At 66.5% G+C, this 16516-nt stretch carries 11 protein-coding genes and 1 riboswitch; of the genes, 7 read left to right on the top strand and 4 right to left on the bottom strand.

Annotated features, from left to right (window positions below; genetic code table 11):
- Positions 1-25 precede the first annotated feature (25 nt).
- A complete protein-coding gene (locus OZ10_RS10235; RefSeq protein ID WP_039564733.1) occupies positions 26-1003 on the top strand; it encodes an NAD(P)H-quinone oxidoreductase in 978 nt (325 codons plus the stop codon).
- A gap of 84 nt (positions 1004-1087) precedes the next feature.
- Here OZ10_RS10235 and OZ10_RS10230 read toward each other — a convergent pair whose 3' ends face one another.
- Positions 1088-1486, bottom strand: coding sequence for a VOC family protein (locus OZ10_RS10230; protein WP_039404181.1), 399 nt, complete (start codon positions 1484-1486; stop codon positions 1088-1090).
- Between the two features lie 328 nt (positions 1487-1814).
- Here OZ10_RS10230 and OZ10_RS10225 point away from each other — a divergent pair, with 328 nt between their 5' ends.
- Complete coding sequence (locus tag OZ10_RS10225; RefSeq protein ID WP_039564732.1) at positions 1815-2750, top strand: Gfo/Idh/MocA family protein; 936 nt, start codon at positions 1815-1817, stop codon at positions 2748-2750.
- 111 nt (positions 2751-2861) lie between these two features.
- Here OZ10_RS10225 and OZ10_RS22855 read toward each other — a convergent pair whose 3' ends face one another.
- Positions 2862-4520, bottom strand: coding sequence for a histidine phosphatase family protein (locus tag OZ10_RS22855; protein ID WP_236726970.1), 1659 nt, complete (start codon positions 4518-4520; stop codon positions 2862-2864).
- A gap of 420 nt (positions 4521-4940) precedes the next feature.
- Positions 4941-6368 (bottom strand): alpha-amylase family protein, encoded by a 1428-nt coding sequence (locus tag OZ10_RS10210; protein ID WP_039564752.1) that lies wholly within the window; start codon positions 6366-6368, stop codon positions 4941-4943.
- A gap of 679 nt (positions 6369-7047) precedes the next feature.
- Here OZ10_RS10210 and OZ10_RS10200 point away from each other — a divergent pair.
- The gene (locus OZ10_RS10200) at positions 7048-7593 is read left to right on the top strand and encodes a DUF2058 domain-containing protein (RefSeq protein WP_039564731.1); all 546 of its coding nucleotides are present in this window, start codon (positions 7048-7050) and stop codon (positions 7591-7593) included.
- Between the two features lie 169 nt (positions 7594-7762).
- Positions 7763-8320: a DUF3228 family protein gene (locus tag OZ10_RS10195; RefSeq protein ID WP_039564730.1), complete on the top strand. Its 558-nt coding sequence runs from the start codon at positions 7763-7765 to the stop codon at positions 8318-8320.
- 399 nt (positions 8321-8719) lie between these two features.
- On the opposite strand, the gene ahcY is transcribed toward OZ10_RS10195, so the two are convergent.
- Positions 8720-10162, bottom strand: coding sequence for an adenosylhomocysteinase (gene ahcY / locus OZ10_RS10190; RefSeq protein WP_039564728.1), 1443 nt, complete (start codon positions 10160-10162; stop codon positions 8720-8722).
- A 31-nt stretch (positions 10163-10193) separates the two neighbouring features.
- Positions 10194-10308, bottom strand: a riboswitch (S-adenosyl-L-homocysteine riboswitch).
- Between the two features lie 137 nt (positions 10309-10445).
- On the opposite strand from ahcY, the gene OZ10_RS10185 reads away from it, so the two are divergent.
- From OZ10_RS10185 to OZ10_RS10175, 3 genes are all read left to right on the top strand, one after another.
- Entirely contained in the window at positions 10446-12980 is a 2535-nt protein-coding gene (locus tag OZ10_RS10185) for a S9 family peptidase (protein ID WP_052210012.1), read from the top strand.
- A gap of 355 nt (positions 12981-13335) precedes the next feature.
- Positions 13336-16050: a phosphoenolpyruvate carboxylase gene (gene ppc / locus OZ10_RS10180; RefSeq protein ID WP_039404130.1), complete on the top strand. Its 2715-nt coding sequence runs from the start codon at positions 13336-13338 to the stop codon at positions 16048-16050.
- A 145-nt stretch (positions 16051-16195) separates the two neighbouring features.
- A partial coding sequence (locus OZ10_RS10175) for a TetR/AcrR family transcriptional regulator (protein WP_039564727.1) occupies positions 16196-16516 on the top strand: 321 nt, incomplete at its 3' end.

Genomic DNA, 16516 nt, shown 5'->3' with positions numbered 1-16516 from the left:
GGGCGCCCCTCAACGGAGCGCCCGCATGAGCGACACCACGATGACCGCCATCGCCATCCGCGATGGCAAGGGCGACGCCGATGCGCTGTACGCCACCGAGCAACCGCGCCCGCGTGCGGCACCGGGGCAAGTGCTGATCCGCGTGCATGCCGCCGGCATCAACCGGCCCGACCTGCTGCAACGCGCCGGCCACTATCCGCCGCCGCCGGGCGCGCCGGAAACGCTGGGCCTGGAAGTTGCCGGCGAGATCGTGGAGCCCGCCGGTCGCTGGAAGGTCGGCGACCGTGTCTGCGCCTTGCTGGGCGGCGGCGGGTACGCGCAATACGCCGCGGTCGATGCGCGCCATGTGCTGCCGATTCCTTCAGGCATGGATCTGGTGCAGGCGGCCGCGCTGCCGGAGACCATCTTCACCGCCTACACCAACCTATTCGAACATGGTCAGCTGGCAGCCGGCCAATGGCTGCTGCTGCATGGGGCGACGTCCGGAATCGGCGTCACCGCCATCCAGATGGCCAAGGCTGCCGGTGCGCACGTGCTGGCCACCGCACGCTCGGCAGCCAAGGCGGCGCAGGCGCGCGAGCTGGGCGCCGATATCGCCATCGACTCCACCCGTGAGTCGTTCGTCGACGTGGCCAAGGCGCACGCCGGGGTGGATGTGGCGCTCGACATGGTGGGTGCGGCCGTCTTTGCGCAGACGCTCGACGCGCTCAACCCGCGCGGACGCATCGTCTATATCGCCTCGCAGGCCGGGTCCACCATCGAGGTGCCGATCCCGCAGCTGATGCGCAAGCAGGCCATCCTGACCGGCTCGACCCTGCGCCCGCGCAATGCCGATGAAAAGGCGCGGCTCGCAGCAGAGGTCGAACGCGTGGTGTGGCCCTGGATCGAACAGGGCAAGATCCGCGTGCTGATCGACAAGCGGTTCCCGCTCAGCGAGGCGGCCGCCGCGCACCGCTATCTGGAGCAGGGCAGCCACCTGGGCAAGGTGGTGCTGGAAATGTGAGCGCACGCGATCAGCAGCCTGGCGATGCGACGGTAGGCCAGGCTGCTGTGCTGGTGCTCATGCAACGACGCAGCGCCGGGCGGTTTATCGCGTGCCTGCTCGCACCGCTTCCAGATGGTGGCCGTCGGGGTCGATGACAAAGGCGGCGTAGTAGCTGCTGCCGTAATCCGGCCGCAGACCGGGTGCACCGTTGCAACGGCCGCCGTGTTGCAGCGCTGCCCGGTGAAAGGCATCCACCGCTGCTGCATCGATCGCGGCAAAGGCCAGGTGGAAGCCGTCCCCCGGCGCGCAGTGCGTGGCCGGGCGTTGTTTCAATGCCAGGCTGTCTTCGCCACCGGGTCTGCCGTAGCCCACGGCCTGGTCGAGCGTGCCCGGCTCCAGATCGGACCACACCCGCACGTGGCCCAGCGCCCCCAGAACGGCGTCGTAAAACACGACAGATGCCTCGATTGCGCGAACGCCCAGCGAAACATGATGCAACATCGAAGCGGCCTTCCGTGACGACGGCACATCGGCGTGCCGGCGGCGATGCTGGGCTGCTTCGACGGTGAGGTCAATCGCGGGACCGAGCCCTGGCGCTGGCTGGCGCGGGAATGCCGGCGCTTGCAGGTCGCCATCGCCGGATGGCAAGCACGCCGCCATCGCCGGACGTGGGCAGGTATAGCAAAACAAGCAGGAGCGATGTCTCGCGGTGGGCTGCGCGCTGACCGTACACTGCATCGCGCTGGCGGACGCGGCCTACCGCTGCGCTGCCCATGGTGCGCGATCAGTCGATCGTGTCGCCGCTCTCCTTATCAGCACGAAGGTTTCGATGAAGCATCCAGACGCATTGCGCATTGCCCTGGTGGGGATCGGCAAGATCGCCCGTGATCAACACGTGCCGACCATTGCCGCGCGCCCCGATGTGCAGTTGGTGGCCACGGTAAGCCGGCATGGCACGGTCGACGGCGTACCGGCGTATCAAACCCTGGATGAGGCGTTTGCCGCGCATCCGGAGCTGGAAGCGGTCGCGTTGTGCACGCCGCCGGTCGGGCGACATGCGTTGGCGCAAGCGGCGTTGGCGGCTGGCCGGCATGTCTTCCTGGAAAAGCCGCCGGCGGCCACGCTCGCCGAGATCAACGATCTGCGCACTGTGGCGCAGCATGCGCAGCGCAGCCTGTTCACCAGCTGGCATTCGCGCTACGCGGCCGGCGTGGAGCCTGCGCGTGCGTGGCTGGCCGACAAGCAGATCGTGCGGACGCACATCACCTGGAAGGAAGACATCCGCCACTGGCACCCTGGGCAGGACTGGATTCTTGAACCCGGCGGCATGGGCGTGTTCGATCCCGGCATCAACGCCTTGTCCATCGTCACGCATCTGCTGCCGCGCCCCTTCGCCCTGCGCGAGGCCGAACTGCAGACGCCGGAAAACCGCCAGGCACCGCTGTCTGCCCGGCTCGCCTTCGTCGATACCTCCGGCGTGCCGGTGACGGCGGAATTCGATTTCCTGCAGACCGGTCATCAGCGCTGGGACATCGAGGTGGAAACCACGCAGGGGCTGCTCATGCTCAGCGAAGGCGGCGCCAAGCTGAGCATCGACGGGCAGCCGCAGGCAGTGCCGGCATCCAGTGAATACGATGGGCTGTACCGGCGTTTTGTGCAGCTGGTGCGCGCGGGCGACTCGGACGTGGATGTCGCACCGTTCGTGCATGTGGCCGACGCGTTCCTGCTCGGTGCACGCAAGGTCACCGCGCCGTTCGCCTGGTAACTTCAGGCCGCAGCGATCCGCAACGATGCCGATGGCTGTCTTCATTGAACATGGCGCTCATCGTGATGACCGCCCCGGGCGCAGTGATCGCCGCGCCTGAGGCGGGCCGTGTCATCGGCCGTCCAGTGCGACGTCGCCTGGCGTGCCGGGCAGCGAAGCCGCCGTCGTGGCGCGCGCAGGGTGCTGCTGCAACGCCGGCTTGATCTGTGCACGGAAGCGCCGCACGACCCAGGTTTCATCCAGGAGCGCAAAGGCGAAGAAGCTCAGCAGCGTGCCGGCCACCAGCGTGGGCGCATGCGCGAAGGTGCCTGGCAGCAATAGGCTTAGCCACAGAAAGATGTTGGGCGATGTCTGCAGCAGATGGATATCGGAGCGGATCGCCGCGCCGATGCGCTTGCCGGTGACGCGCTGATGCAGGTACAGGGACGCCGCGCTGCCCAGCCGGCATGTCAGCAGCAGCGCAAACGGCAACAGCAGTGCGCCCCAGGACCGCCAGCCGCCATGCTCCAATGCATCCGCCAACGCGGGGCCACCGGCGCGTAGCGCGACCAGCAAGGCCATCGGCACCATCGTCAGTGAGCCGACCCAGCCCCAGTTGGTTGCCAGCTTGCCCGCAGCGATCGGACGCGCACGCCGCCAGCCCTGTGCCAGCAGGCAGGGCAAGGCCAGCGCAAGTAGCAGCACCACGAAATACCGCGCCAGTGCATGCGCATTGCCCAGGACCTCGCGGTGATCCAGGAACAGCAGCAACAGCACCACCGGCAACAGCATCGACAGCACCAGGGTATAGCGCGCGGCAAAGAAATAGTCGCCGCCGCGCGCCAGCGAAAAGGTCGGCACCGAAAGTGCCGGTGGCACGATCAGCAACAAGCCCAGGACGTGCATCCACGCGTTGTCGAACTGGGTAAGCAGCACCATCGCAATCAGTGCGCGCCCCACACTGATGACGCTGAGCGCGACGTTCTCCGGGCCGCGGGTCAGTCGCATCGCGTCAGGTTCGATACGCACCGACAGAAAAAACGCATTGGCGGCCAGCAGCGCCACAATGGCGGCGGAGCTGATGCCATGCGGGAGTGACACGCCCAGGCACGACAGCGCAAAGCCGGCCACTGCGGCAATCAGCATCCACTGCAGTAAATGGATTTCGGTTTGCTCGCCCAGGTAGTTCAAGCGCGAGGAGCTGCGCGCGGTCATGTGTTTGAGTTCGTCCCACGACAGCGGCCGCGAGTTGGGAAGCCGGAAGTCGATGTAGTCGGCAGGCGGTAGGCCGGAGGCGATCAGGGCGAACACCTCGACGATGTATTTGTGCGCCACCACCAGCACCTGCTTGCCCTGGCGGTCCAGCGGCGCCAGCACGGTGTCGTAGTACTGCTTGCAACGCGCGTACATGTCCATCCAGTGCTCGCCGTCGGGTGGCGCGCCTTGGGCGTCATGGAAGCAGGCGTCGTAGAGCCGGTGGCCGATCGACTTCTTGATCAGGGTCTTGTTCTTGCCGGCGAAGATGCCGAAATCGCGTTCCACCAATGCCGCGCTGGAGATGACCCGCGGCGTCCCGGGCACACCGTCGAGAATGATCGCCGCGGTCGCCTGCGCGCGCTCCAGCGTCGAGACGTGGACCTGGTCGAACTGCAGTCCACGGCGCCTGACCTCCTCGGCCGCCTGCCGCGCCTGGCGACGCCCCAGCGGGGTCAATGGCGAGTTCTGCGCGCCGGCAAAATAGTTCTGTTCGTTGGCGAGCGACTCGCCGTGACGCACGAAGTACAAAGGCATCGGCTTGCTCCGGTTCTGCTCCTCGGGTGCGAGATCGCGTGCGTTGCCACGGTGGCGCGCTCGCGTCGCGGTCGGCCGTCTGCACGCCGGGTGGGCAGATGAATCGGCATGCATCGGGCTGCGAGGTAGGTCCACCCGGCAGCGGGTTTTGTTGCGTCCGAAGACCTGGTCTTTTCGATCAATTCATGTTGCAGCGAAGTTCGTAGCGATCGTGACCTGGCGCATGTCTGACCAGACCGCTCATCGCATGACCGAGCGGAGCAAGCGTAGGCTGCAGAATGCAAAACGCCTCCGCGCGCGCAAGGCGGCGGAGGCGGTGTTTGCTTGCAACGGCCTGATGCACGCAACGATTTCCAGGTCTGCTTTACATAACCTGGGCGCGTTGTGGGAGCGGGCGCTGTGCGCGGTCTGCGGCTTGGCTCAGCGGCGCCACATCCGCGCGCCCCGCGCCGGCAGCGTGAACGTGTAGGAGCCGCTGGAGATACGCACCACGCTGCCCGAACCCAGGGCATCCACGTAGTCGGCATTCCAGTACAGCACGCTGTTGTTCATGCCGACCGTGGTGTTGACCGGGTTGCCGCACTTGTTGATGCCCACGATGCCGAGGCTGCCGCGGCGGAACAGGATGTGGCAGGCGCTGGACGACAGCACCTGCATGTCGGTGCCCTGTACGCCGTTGTGAAAGCCGATCATGCGACGCAGGTCATCGCGCTGATACGCGTTGACCCAGCGGTTGTCGCCACTTTCGTTGTTGTCGGTGTACACCATCGGCATGCCGCCATTGCGTCCGATCAGATAGGCATAGGCCAGGGTTTCGTCCACCGGGTCGAGAATGGCGTAGCGGAAGCCGGCGTTGTTGGGGATATCGTGGGTGATGGCGAAGGTGACCGCACGGTTGCCCGGCAACGCCTGCCCCGACGTGGCGGGGTCCACCAGCTGCTGCATGCTCGCACCGACCGCGAAGGCATTGCGCACCGCATTGAACAACGGGAAGTCGTAGGCCGCATGCGGTGTGGATTGCAGATACGGCGCCAGGAACTGGTCGTAATCGCCGTTGCCGCTGCCGCCGCCGGTGATGACCTCGCCAAACACGTACACGCCCGAGCGAATGCCTGCATCGAACACGCGGTTGAGATGATCGAAGGTCATGTGCTTGGCTGCATCCACGCGGAAGCCGCTCACCCCCAGGCCCTTGAGTGCCTGCAAATAGGCACGCTGCTGCTGCACCACCCAATCATTGCCGACCAGGTCCGGCAGACCCGGATCGCTGCCGCCGCCGCAGATGCGGTAATTGCGCACCTGGTAGGCATCGTTGTAATTGCTGATGCATTGCGCCGGGCCGAAGTCGCTGGCGCTCAGGAAATTGGACTGCAAGGTGCCGAACAGGCGCAGCGAATCGTAGCGGCCGGGATTGGCGGCGTACTGCGACAACACCGCGCTGCCGGGGTAGTTCAGATCCGGACGCGTGGCCGCTTCGTTGGCCATGTGGTTGAGCACCACGTCGGCATAGGTTTGCACACCGTTGTTGGCCAATGCCTGCACCATGCGCGAAAACGCCGCGGTGTCGCCGAGCGGCCCGTCGATCACGCGCAGATCCTGCGGCTGGTAGCGCGCCCACCAGGCACTGCCTTGCGAACGGTAGGCAGGGGCCACCAGCACCTTGCGATAGCCTGCATCGGCGATCTGCTTGGCGCGTGCTTCGACGGTGGCATATGGCCAGTTGAAGGCGTGCAGGATCACATCGGCCTGCACGTTGGCACTGGTCAGCAGCAGAACCAGTGCCGTCAGAAACAGGCGGGTGCATCGCTGCGTGAGCGAAGGCGGAGCAGGAGCAATGAGGGTGCGCATCGGGTGGATCTCCAGTCGGTAGGAGCGAGCATCCGCGCAGCTGGCGATGCCCACATTCAAGCCTCCGGCCCCTGTTCCGGAAAGCGCGCGCACGGCGTGCAGCGCGCGGTGATGCTAAGCGGGCATCGCGCCGCAACATTGGGGTTGTGCATACGTATTCAATGCGGTGAACCGCCGAATTGCGTGCAGGGTTCGACGGCAACGGGGTGCCGGGTCGCACAATTGCCAGCCCTCCGCGATCGCGCTGGTACGCGGTGGCGCGGCGCCTGCTTCAGCGACGAATGCATCTGCTGTGGCAGATCACCGGCTGGGTGACCGGCTCGACCAGCGCAGGTGTCGCCAGGCCCGGCGCCATCATCATCGGGGATGCAGGCCGTACGCGGGTCACGAGCGGGCATGCTTGCCGCAGGACTGCACGTGCGGTCAGCCACCCTTTCTGCGCAGTTGCTGACCAGTTGCCCAAGGCCGCGCATTGGTGAGTGGTGCCGTGAGCAGGCGATGCGGCATGACGTTGGGGCACGGCTTGTCGCCGGCAGCGGCAATGCCGTGGTGCGGCCGATGCTTTCATCGGGCGCAGCGGCCGGCTGGCGTGCTCGCCGGGAGGGGGCAGCAGGGGCTGCGACGGGAGCCTTCCGCGTGCCGCGCTAAACTGGCGGCCAATTCACTGCCGACGTCTCCCATGCGCAATCCACTGCAAGAACAGCTGCTCAAGGCCGGGCTGGTCAAAAAATCCCAGGTGGACAAGGTCGCGCGCGAGCAGGTCAAGCAGCGCCATGCCAAGGGTGGCGCGGTGGTGCCGGCGCAGACCGACAAGGTGGATGCAGCACGGCTGCAGGCCGAGCGTGCCGAGCGCGATCGCGCACTGGCCGAAGAGCGCAATGCGCAGCTGCGCAAACAGGAAGTGCTGGCCCAGGTGCGGCAGATCGTGGAGACCAGCAAGGTCAAGCGCGAGGGCGAGATCGACTATCGCTTCAACGATGGCAGCGTCATCCGCAGCGTGCTGGTCAATCCCGCCTTGCGCACCCAGCTTGCCAGTGGCGCCCTGGTGATCGTGCGACATGGCGAAGGCTTCGAGCTGATTCCGCGTGCGGCCGCCGAGAAGGTCTACAGCCGCGATGCGGCAACCGTGGTGCTGGATCACGGCCGCAATGGCAGCTCGCCGGCACCGGACAGCGACGATGACTATTACAGCCAGTTCAAGGTGCCGGACGATCTGATCTGGTGACGCCGCAGCGGGCGTCGACGCGGCCTGTCGCTCGACGCGCGCAACCGTGAGCCCGCTTCAACGGCAGCGACGCATGCCGTGCATCGCGGCCCGTTTGCCAGCGCCAGCCTGCGCGTGAGAACCGCATGCAGGGGTTACCCTTGACGGCCTTCCCGCTGCCCGCACTGCCATGTCCATCGTTCTGACCGCGTTTGCCCGTCCCCGTCTATTTCCGCGCGATGGCCGTCGCAATGCCATCCAGGACTGCACGCCCGAGCAGTTCATCCAGCATCTCAATGACGCCCCACCGTTGCGCGTGATCGAAGGCTACGCGCCGTTCTGCCAGCTGCATATTCACCGCAACTGGACCAGCACGCGCTGCCTGACAGTGCCGATCACCGCAGACAACCGGCACCTGCTGCGCTCGGGCTACGAAGCGCGCAACACGCAGGAACTTCCCGTGCTGGTGCGTTGGTTCGAAGGCGTCGAGTCGCCGGTTGCGCAGTACATGGTGCCGATCCTGTACAGCCGCGAGCAGCTGGCCAAGGAAGGCGCGCCGATCGATGCGGACTGGGGTGTGGTCGGCTGTCTGTACACCGCCGAGCCCGCAGACATCCCGATGGCGCCGATTACCATGTTGCGTAATGCATTGGGCGTGGATGAAGGAGGCTCCGGCGTGCCGCTGGATCGCGCGGCCTACCGGCGCAGCGTGGCGTTCTGGGAAGCCAATGCGAACTGGCGGCCGTGAGCCTGATCATGATCGCGCCGCGGCGTTTCGAGCATCGTGTGCATAGCACGCCTCGCGTTGCGCGCAGTTCGCGATCACGACACACCGTGTCGGTCACGTCCACGTAGCGATATAACGCAACATACCCGTGCGAGCCGCAGCCCATCACCGGTTCGCGCTTGTCTCCATGCACTGGGCGGCCGACCAACGGAATACCTGCCAGCATGTCGAACGCGCTGACGATCTCCTCGGCTCTCTCTTCTGCATGCTCGACCTCGTGCCAGGCGCTGCGTTGCGCGGCTTCCCTCGGTGCATGATTAGCCAGTAGCACCGTTCGAGGCGCGCTTACGCGCTGAGCACTTAAAAAAAAACGGGCGCCTCGCGGCGCCCGTTTACGCATGGCGATGGTTTGCCGATGGGTCAGTAGCGGTAATGATCCGGCTTGAACGGGCCTTCCACCGGCACGCCGAGGTAATCGGCCTGGTCCTTGGTCAGGGTGGTCAGCTTGACGCCGATCTTTTCCAGGTGCAGGCGGGCGACTTCTTCATCCAGGTGCTTGGGCAGGATGTAGACCTTCTTCTCGTAGCTGTCGCGCTTTTCCCACAGGTCGATCTGGGCCAGGGTCTGGTTGGCGAACGAGTTGGACATCACGAAGCTCGGGTGGCCGGTGGCGCAGCCCAGGTTGACCAGGCGGCCGTCGGCCAGCAGGAAGATCGCGTTGCCGTTGGGGAACACATACTTGTCCACCTGCGGCTTGATGTTGATCTTCTCCACGCCCTTGAGTGCATTCAGCGCATCGACCTGAATCTCGTTGTCGAAGTGGCCGATGTTGCACACGATGGCCTGGTCCTTCATGGCCTGCAGGTGCTCGACGGTGATGATGTCCTTGTTGCCGGTGGTGGTGACATAGATGTCGCCACGGCCCAGGGTGGATTCGATGGTGTTGACCTCGAAGCCTTCCATCGACGCCTGCAGGGCGCAGATCGGGTCGATTTCGGTGACCACCACGCGGGCGCCATAGGCGCGCAGCGAGGCGGCGCTGCCCTTGCCCACGTCGCCGTAGCCGCAGACCACGGCGACCTTGCCGGCCAGCATCACGTCCATCGCGCGCTTGAGGCCATCGGCCAGCGACTCGCGGCAACCGTACAGGTTGTCGAACTTGCTCTTGGTGACCGAGTCGTTGACGTTGATGGCCGGGATCAGCAGCTTGCCGGCTTCGGCGATCTGGTACAGGCGGTGCACGCCGGTGGTGGTCTCTTCGGAGACGCCCTTCCAGTCTTTGACCACGCGGCCCCAGTAACCCGGGCGCTCCACGGCCACGCGCTTGAGCAGCGCCTTGATCACGCTCTCTTCGTGCGAAGACGCCGGCTCGTCGACCCAGGTGCTGCCGTTTTCGAGCTCATAGCCCTTGTGGATCAGCAGGGTGACGTCGCCGCCGTCGTCCACTACCAGCTCCGGGCCGGTGAGGGTGCCGTCGGGCAGGGTGAAGGTCAGCGCGTCCAGGGTGCAGTCCCAATACTCTTCCAGCGTCTCGCCCTTCCAGGCGAACACGGGCGTGCCGGTGGCGGCGATCGCGGCGGCGGCATGGTCCTGGGTGGAGAAGATGTTGCACGAGGCCCAGCGCACGTTGGCGCCGATGTCCTTGAGCGTTTCGATCAGCACCGCGGTCTGGATGGTCATGTGCAGCGAGCCGGTGATGCGCACATCCTTCAGCGGCTTGGTCTGCGCATGCTTGCGGCGGATCGACATCAGGCCCGGCATTTCGTGCTCGGCGATGTCCAGTTCCTTGCGGCCCCAATCGGCCAGGGAGATGTCGGCAATCTTGTAATCGGCGTGCGGGGTAATCTTTGTGACAGCGTTCATGCAATGGCTCCGGTAGGCAAACGAATGTCTGCAATTCCGGGCGCCGTTGAACGGTAACTGCTGGTCGAGCCTGGCCGTATTGCCTGCACCTTGTGGTGCAGTGAGCGGATCAGTCCGCCCTACCGGTCGCAGCGCCCCTCGACGAGAGCGCTGATTATATCGGCAGCACCCCCCTCCGGCATGAATTGGCCGGTTTGAAGTGGCATGACCCCCAACCAACGGCAGGGGAGCGGCCGACAGGCGGCTGCTATGGTCGCAGGTCGATCATCACCGGGGACGGGCAATGCAGGAGAAACCGCATGCGCAAGGTTGGCGGCAGCACACATGGGCGCTGGCAGGGGCGCTGGCATTGAGCGCGCCGGTGTTGGCGATGGCGGCCGGCCTGGCGGCCGGCGCAACAGTGACGCAACCAGGCGCTGCAGCAGGCAGCGCGTACCAGCTGCCGTCCAAGGCGCTGCAGGCGGTGGTGGACGCACCGCGCCCACCGTTGCTGCAGCTCTCGCCCAAACGCGACCTGGCCGCGATGCTGCAGTTGCCGGCACTGCCGGACATCGCCGAGGTGGCCCAGCCCGAGTTGAAGCTGGCCGGCCTGCGCATCCACCCGAAGACCTTTGCCGCCAGCCGGTTCTCCTTTGCCAGCAAGTTGTGGCTGTTGTCGGTGGCCGATGGTGGTGAGCGGCAGATCGCCGGACTGCCGTCGCCGCTGTCGCTGGCCACGTTGAGCTGGTCGCCGGATCAGCGCTATCTGGCGTTCCGCCGCGAGGACGCGAGCAGTGGCGCCAACGAACTGTGGCTGGTGGACGTGGCCGCCGGGCAGGCGCGGCGTCTGGTCACCGGCCTGAATACCACCGTCGATGACGAACTGCGCTGGCTGCCCGATGGCAGCGGGCTGCTGCTGCAACAACAGGTGGCCGGGCAGGGCGCGCCGCCGACCCGCGATGCGACACCGGCCGGCCCGGCGATCCAGCAAACCAGCGCCGCTGCCGGGGTGCGCTCGCTACCCACCTATCAGGACCTGTTGCGCAACGAGGCCGATGCGCGCGTGTTCGAGTACTACGCCACTGGCCAGCCAATCATCGTCACGCTGAGCGGGCAGGTCCGCCCGATCGCCGCGCCCGGCATCCATCTCAACCTGTCGGTGTCGCCGGATGGCCGTTACATCCTGAGCGAACGCGCTGAGCGGCCGTTTTCGTATCTGGTGCCGGCCGACAATTTCCCGCGCCGCATCGAGGTGCTGGACCTGCAGGGCAAGCTGGTGCGCCAGATCGCGCAGCTGCCGTTGGTCGAAGGCCTGCCGACCGGCAATGACGCCGTGCCCACCGGCGTGCGCGACATCGCCTGGCGGCACGATGCGCCGGCCACCTTGGTGTGGGCCGAAGCGCAGGACGGCGGCGACCCGGCACGCGAGAGCACCATCCGCGATGCGGTGCGGATGCAGGCCGCACCGTTCAACCGTGCACCGGTGACGCTGGCACAGCTGGAGAGCCGTTTTGACGGCATTCAATGGGGCCGCGGCGATCTGGCGATCGTGAGCGAGAGCTGGTGGAAGACCCGCCGCACCAAGCAGTGGCGTATCGCACCGGATCAACCGCAACGCGCGCCCGACCTGCTGTGGGACCGCTCCTCGCAGGACCGCTACAAGGACCCGGGCACACCGGCGACAGCGCCCGATGGCAAGGGCCGCACCTTGCTGCAGACCAGTGCAGACGGCAACAGCCTGTTCCTGCTCGGCAAGGGCGCCTCGCCGGAAGGCGACCGTCCGTTCGTGGACCGGTTCGATCTGCGCAGCAAACAGGCCACGCGCCTGTTCCATTCGCAGGCGCCGACCTATTCCGCACCATTGGCGTTGCTGGACGCACAGGCCACCCAATTGCTGCTCAGCCGAGAATCGCCGGAGGAGCCGGCCAACTATGTCGTGCAGACGCTTGGCGATGGCGCAGCCGCACCGCGTGCATTGACGCATTTCGCGCACCCGCTGCCGCAGCTGCGTGGTGTGCAGAAGGAGCAGATCCGCTACAAGCGCGCCGATGGGGTGGACCTCACCGCCACGCTGTTGCTGCCGCCCGGCTATGACCCCAAGCGCGACGGCCCGCGGCCGCTGCTGATGTGGGCCTACCCGGGCGAATTCAAAAGCGCCGACACCGCCAGCCAGGTCACCGACTCGCCGTACCGCTTCAATGCCATCAGCTACTGGGGGCCTCAGGCATTTCTGGCGATCGGCTATGTGGTGCTCAATAACCCGACCATGCCGATCGTGGGCGAAGGCGATGCCGAACCCAACGACACCTATGTGCCGCAGCTCATCGCCGATGCGCAGGCGGCCGTGGACGAAGTGGTCCGACGTGGCGTCACCGACCGGCAGCACATCGCCATCGGCGGGCATTCCTATGGCGCCTTCATGACCGCCAACCTGCTCGCGCATACGCGCCTGTTCAAGGCCGGCATCGCGCGCAGCGGCGCCTACAACCGCACGCTCACCCCGTTCGGGTTCCAGGCCGAAGAGCGCAACTACTGGCAGGCGCAACCGGTGTACCAGGCGATGTCGCCGTTCAACTACGCCGACAAGATCAAGGACCCGCTGCTGCTGATCCACGGCCAGGACGACAACAACACCGGCACCTTCCCGATCCAGAGCGAGCGCATGTTCGCCGCGATCAAGGGCCTGGGCGGCAACGCGCGGCTGGTGCTGCTGCCCAACGAATCGCACGCCTACCGCGCACGGCAATCGATCATGCAGATGCTGGCCGAGAGCGAGCAGTGGTTGAAGACCAATGTCGGCGAGCCGGTGCAGGAGACCGGCGCTACGCGCACGCGGTGATCGGTGGTGCGCTGGCACCGGTAGGAGCGCGCTCGCGCGCGATGCGGCGTTCCCGATGAAGCTTCGTCGCGCCCGGGTGCGCTCCTACAGCAGATGAGGATGTGGCTGATGCGCTGCCGGCAACGGCTGCCGAGCCGCATAGATGGGTGCCGCAATCACCTGTAGGAGCGGGCCTGCCCGCGGTGGGGCATTACCGGGAACGCCGCATCACGCGCGAGCGCGCTCCTACGAGATTCATCGCCACGTGCGCCAGCACACGATGGTTGGTGTTGAAACCGTCGTGCCGGTCGCGATCATCTAATCCTTTTGGGTTAGTCTTCGACGACTTTGCGCTTGAAGAGGGTGTGCGTTTCCGATGAACGAGTACCGCAGCAGTCTTGTGTTCGCTACCCCCGATCTTCCCTTGCGCGACGACGTACGTCGGCTCGGCGCACTGGTGGGTGATCTGCTCGCCGAGCAGGTGTCTGCGGAATTCCTCGATGAAGTCGAACGCGTGCGCACCACGGCGATCTCGCGCCGCGAAAGCGATGCTCCGCCATCCACCTTGAGCGAACAACTCACCGGCCGCGAACCGCGTGAAGCTGAAGCGCTGGTGCGCGCCTTCAGCACCTATTTCCAGGTGGTCAACATCGCCGAGCGCGTGCATCGCATCCGCCGCCGCCGCGAATACCAGCGTAGCGGCACCGACACCCCGCAGCCCGATGGCCTGCACGATGCCATGCGCCGGCTCAAGGCGCAGGGCGTGACCCTGGAAGAGCTGAGCCAGTGGTTGCCACGCATCGATGTGGAGCCGGTGTTTACCGCGCACCCCACCGAGGCGGTGCGGCGCGCGCTGCTGGAAAAAGAACAGCTGATGGTCGCCAGCCTGGTCGACAACCTGGACGGCATGCGCACGCCCAACGAACGCGCCAGCGATGCCGCGCGCTTCCGCATGGCCTTGACTGCCTCGTGGCAGACCGCCGATTCCTCGCCGGTGCGCCCCACCGTGGACGACGAGCGCGAGCACGTGGGCTTTTACCTCACCCAGGTGCTCTACCGGGTGGTGCCGGTGATGTACGAAACGCTCGAACACGCCATCGAAGAAACCTACGGCAGTGTGCCAACGCTGCCGCGTCTGCTGCGCTTCGGTACCTGGGTGGGCGGCGACATGGATGGCAACCCGAACGTGGATGCCACCACCATTGCCGGCACCCTGGATGCGCAGCGCCGCGCGGTGCTGGACCGCTACCAGAAGGAACTCTGGCAACTGGCCAGCCTGCTCAGCCAGTCGACCACGCTGGTGCAGGTCAGCCCGGAACTCACTGCGCAGCTGGAACGCTACCGCGCGCTGCTCCCCGAAGACGCTGCACGTTCGCGCCCGCGCCACGGCGACATGCCGTACCGCCTGCTCAACGACCTGATGCGCGCGCGCCTGCAGGCAACGCTGGACGATGCCGCCGGCGCCTACACCGCGCCGTCGGAACTCGAACACGACCTGCAACTGATCCTGGACAGCCTGCAGGCCAACAAGGGCCTGCATGCCGGTTGGTTCGCCGTGCGGCGCCTGTTGTGGCGCGTACGCAGTTTCGGGTTTCATCTGGCGCGGCTGGATGTGCGCCAGGAATCGAGCGTGCATGCGCGCGCGGTGGCCGACGCCCTGGGCCAGGCAGAGTGGGACGAACAGGACGCCAGGCAGCGCGCTGGCTTGCTCGGCCCGTACGCGTCCGGCGAACAGGCATTGCCGCGCGTGGCCGACGAAGGCAATGCGCGTCTGGACGCAGTGTTTGCCGCGCTCGCCGATGCGCGCACGCGCCACGGCGCCGATGCGCTGGGCAGCTACATCATTTCGATGGCGCACAACCGCGCCGACGTGCTCACCGTGCTCGCATTGGCGCGCCGCGGCGGCCTGGTCGACGACGCGGGCGCGGTGCCGCTGGACATCGTGCCGCTGTTCGAAACCGTGGACGATCTGCGTGGCGGCACCGGCACCGTGCAGGACCTGCTGGCCGACCCGGTGTATCGCCAGCACCTGGCCGCGCGCGGCGATACGCAGATGGTGATGCTGGGCTATTCGGACAGCGGCAAGGATGGTGGCATCGCCGCCTCGCGCTGGGGTCTGCAGCGCGCGCAGGTGGAGCTGCTGGAAGCGGCCACCGAGCTGGGCGTCCGGCTGACCTTCTTCCACGGCCGCGGCGGTTCGATTGCCCGCGGTGGCGGCAAGACCAGCCGCGCGCTGGATGCCGCACCGCGCGGCAGCGTGGATGGCCGCCTGCGCGTCACCGAGCAGGGCGAGGTGATCCACCGCAAGTACGGCATCCGTGCATTGGCGCTGCGCTCGCTGGAACAGATGACCGGCGCGGTGTTGCTGTCCAGCCTGCGCCCGCGTGCGCCCGAGCCGCGCGAGGAGCGCTGGCGCCCGGTGATGGACCTGGTGGCCGAACGCAGCACCGTGGCCTATCGCGCCTTCGTCGGCGCGCCGGACTTCATGCAGTACTTCCGCCTGGCCACACCGATCGACGTGATCGAGCGCATGACGCTGGGCTCGCGTCCGTCGCGGCGGCTGGGCCAGGATGCGGCGTTGTCCAACCTGCGCGCGATTCCATGGGTGTTTGCCTGGAGCCAGGCGCGTGCGGTGATCCCGGGGTGGTACGGCGTGGGCAGCGGCCTGCAGGCGGCAGTGGATGCGGGGCATGAAGACAGCTTGCGCGAGATGGCGCAGGACTGGCCGTTCTTCCGCACCTTCCTGGACGACATCGCCATGGTGTTGTCCAAGGGCGATCTGAATATCGCCGAGTTGTTCTCGCGGCTGTCGGGTGATCTGCACGAGCGCTTTTTCCCGCAGATTCGCGACGAGCTGGCCCTGACCAAGGGCTGGGTCAAGGCGCTGCTGCAACAGCAATCGCTGTTGCAGCACGACCCCCGGCTGGCGCTGTCGATCCGCCTGCGCAACCCCTACATCGACCCGATCAGCGTGCTGCAGGTGGACCTGCTGCAACGCTGGCGGGCCACCGATGGCGAAGACGACGCATTGCTGCGCGCGCTGGTGGCCTGCGTCAACGGCGTCTCGCAAGGCGTACAGAACACCGGCTGATCCGGTTGGCCGAGTGGACCATCGGCTCCGATGGCCCACTCCGAAGACCCAAGCTGGCCGCCCACTGCGACCGTCGGTCGGGGAGGGCGGCGCTCAAGCAAGCGGGCTCTGGCATTACCGGACAAATCTGTCCGATAATGCCGGCATGATGACTTCCCGCCCTGATGCCGCGCTGCGCCGCCGGCAGATTCTCGATGCCGCCGACGAAGTGTTCAGCGAACACGGCGTCAATGCCCCGCTGGAGCTGGTGGTGGAGCGTGCCGGCCTTGGCCGCGCCACCCTGTACCGAAATTTCCCGGACCGCGTGGCGCTGATGACCGCGCTGATGGCGCGCGGGCTCGATGGCCTGGAGCGGCTGGCCGCCGACCTGGCCGACCGCCCGGACGGGTTGGCCGTGCTGCTGCACGACGTGGCCGAACACATCGCCCAGTCCGCACCGCTGGTGGACTTCTGGCGCTCGATCGAG

Origin of the sequence: Xanthomonas cannabis pv. cannabis, assembly GCF_000802365.1 — a bacterium.
Lineage (GTDB): Bacteria > Pseudomonadota > Gammaproteobacteria > Xanthomonadales > Xanthomonadaceae > Xanthomonas > Xanthomonas cannabis.
The sequence above is the reverse complement of the archived record's forward strand: the minus strand, read 5'-3'. Positions and strand labels throughout refer to the sequence as shown.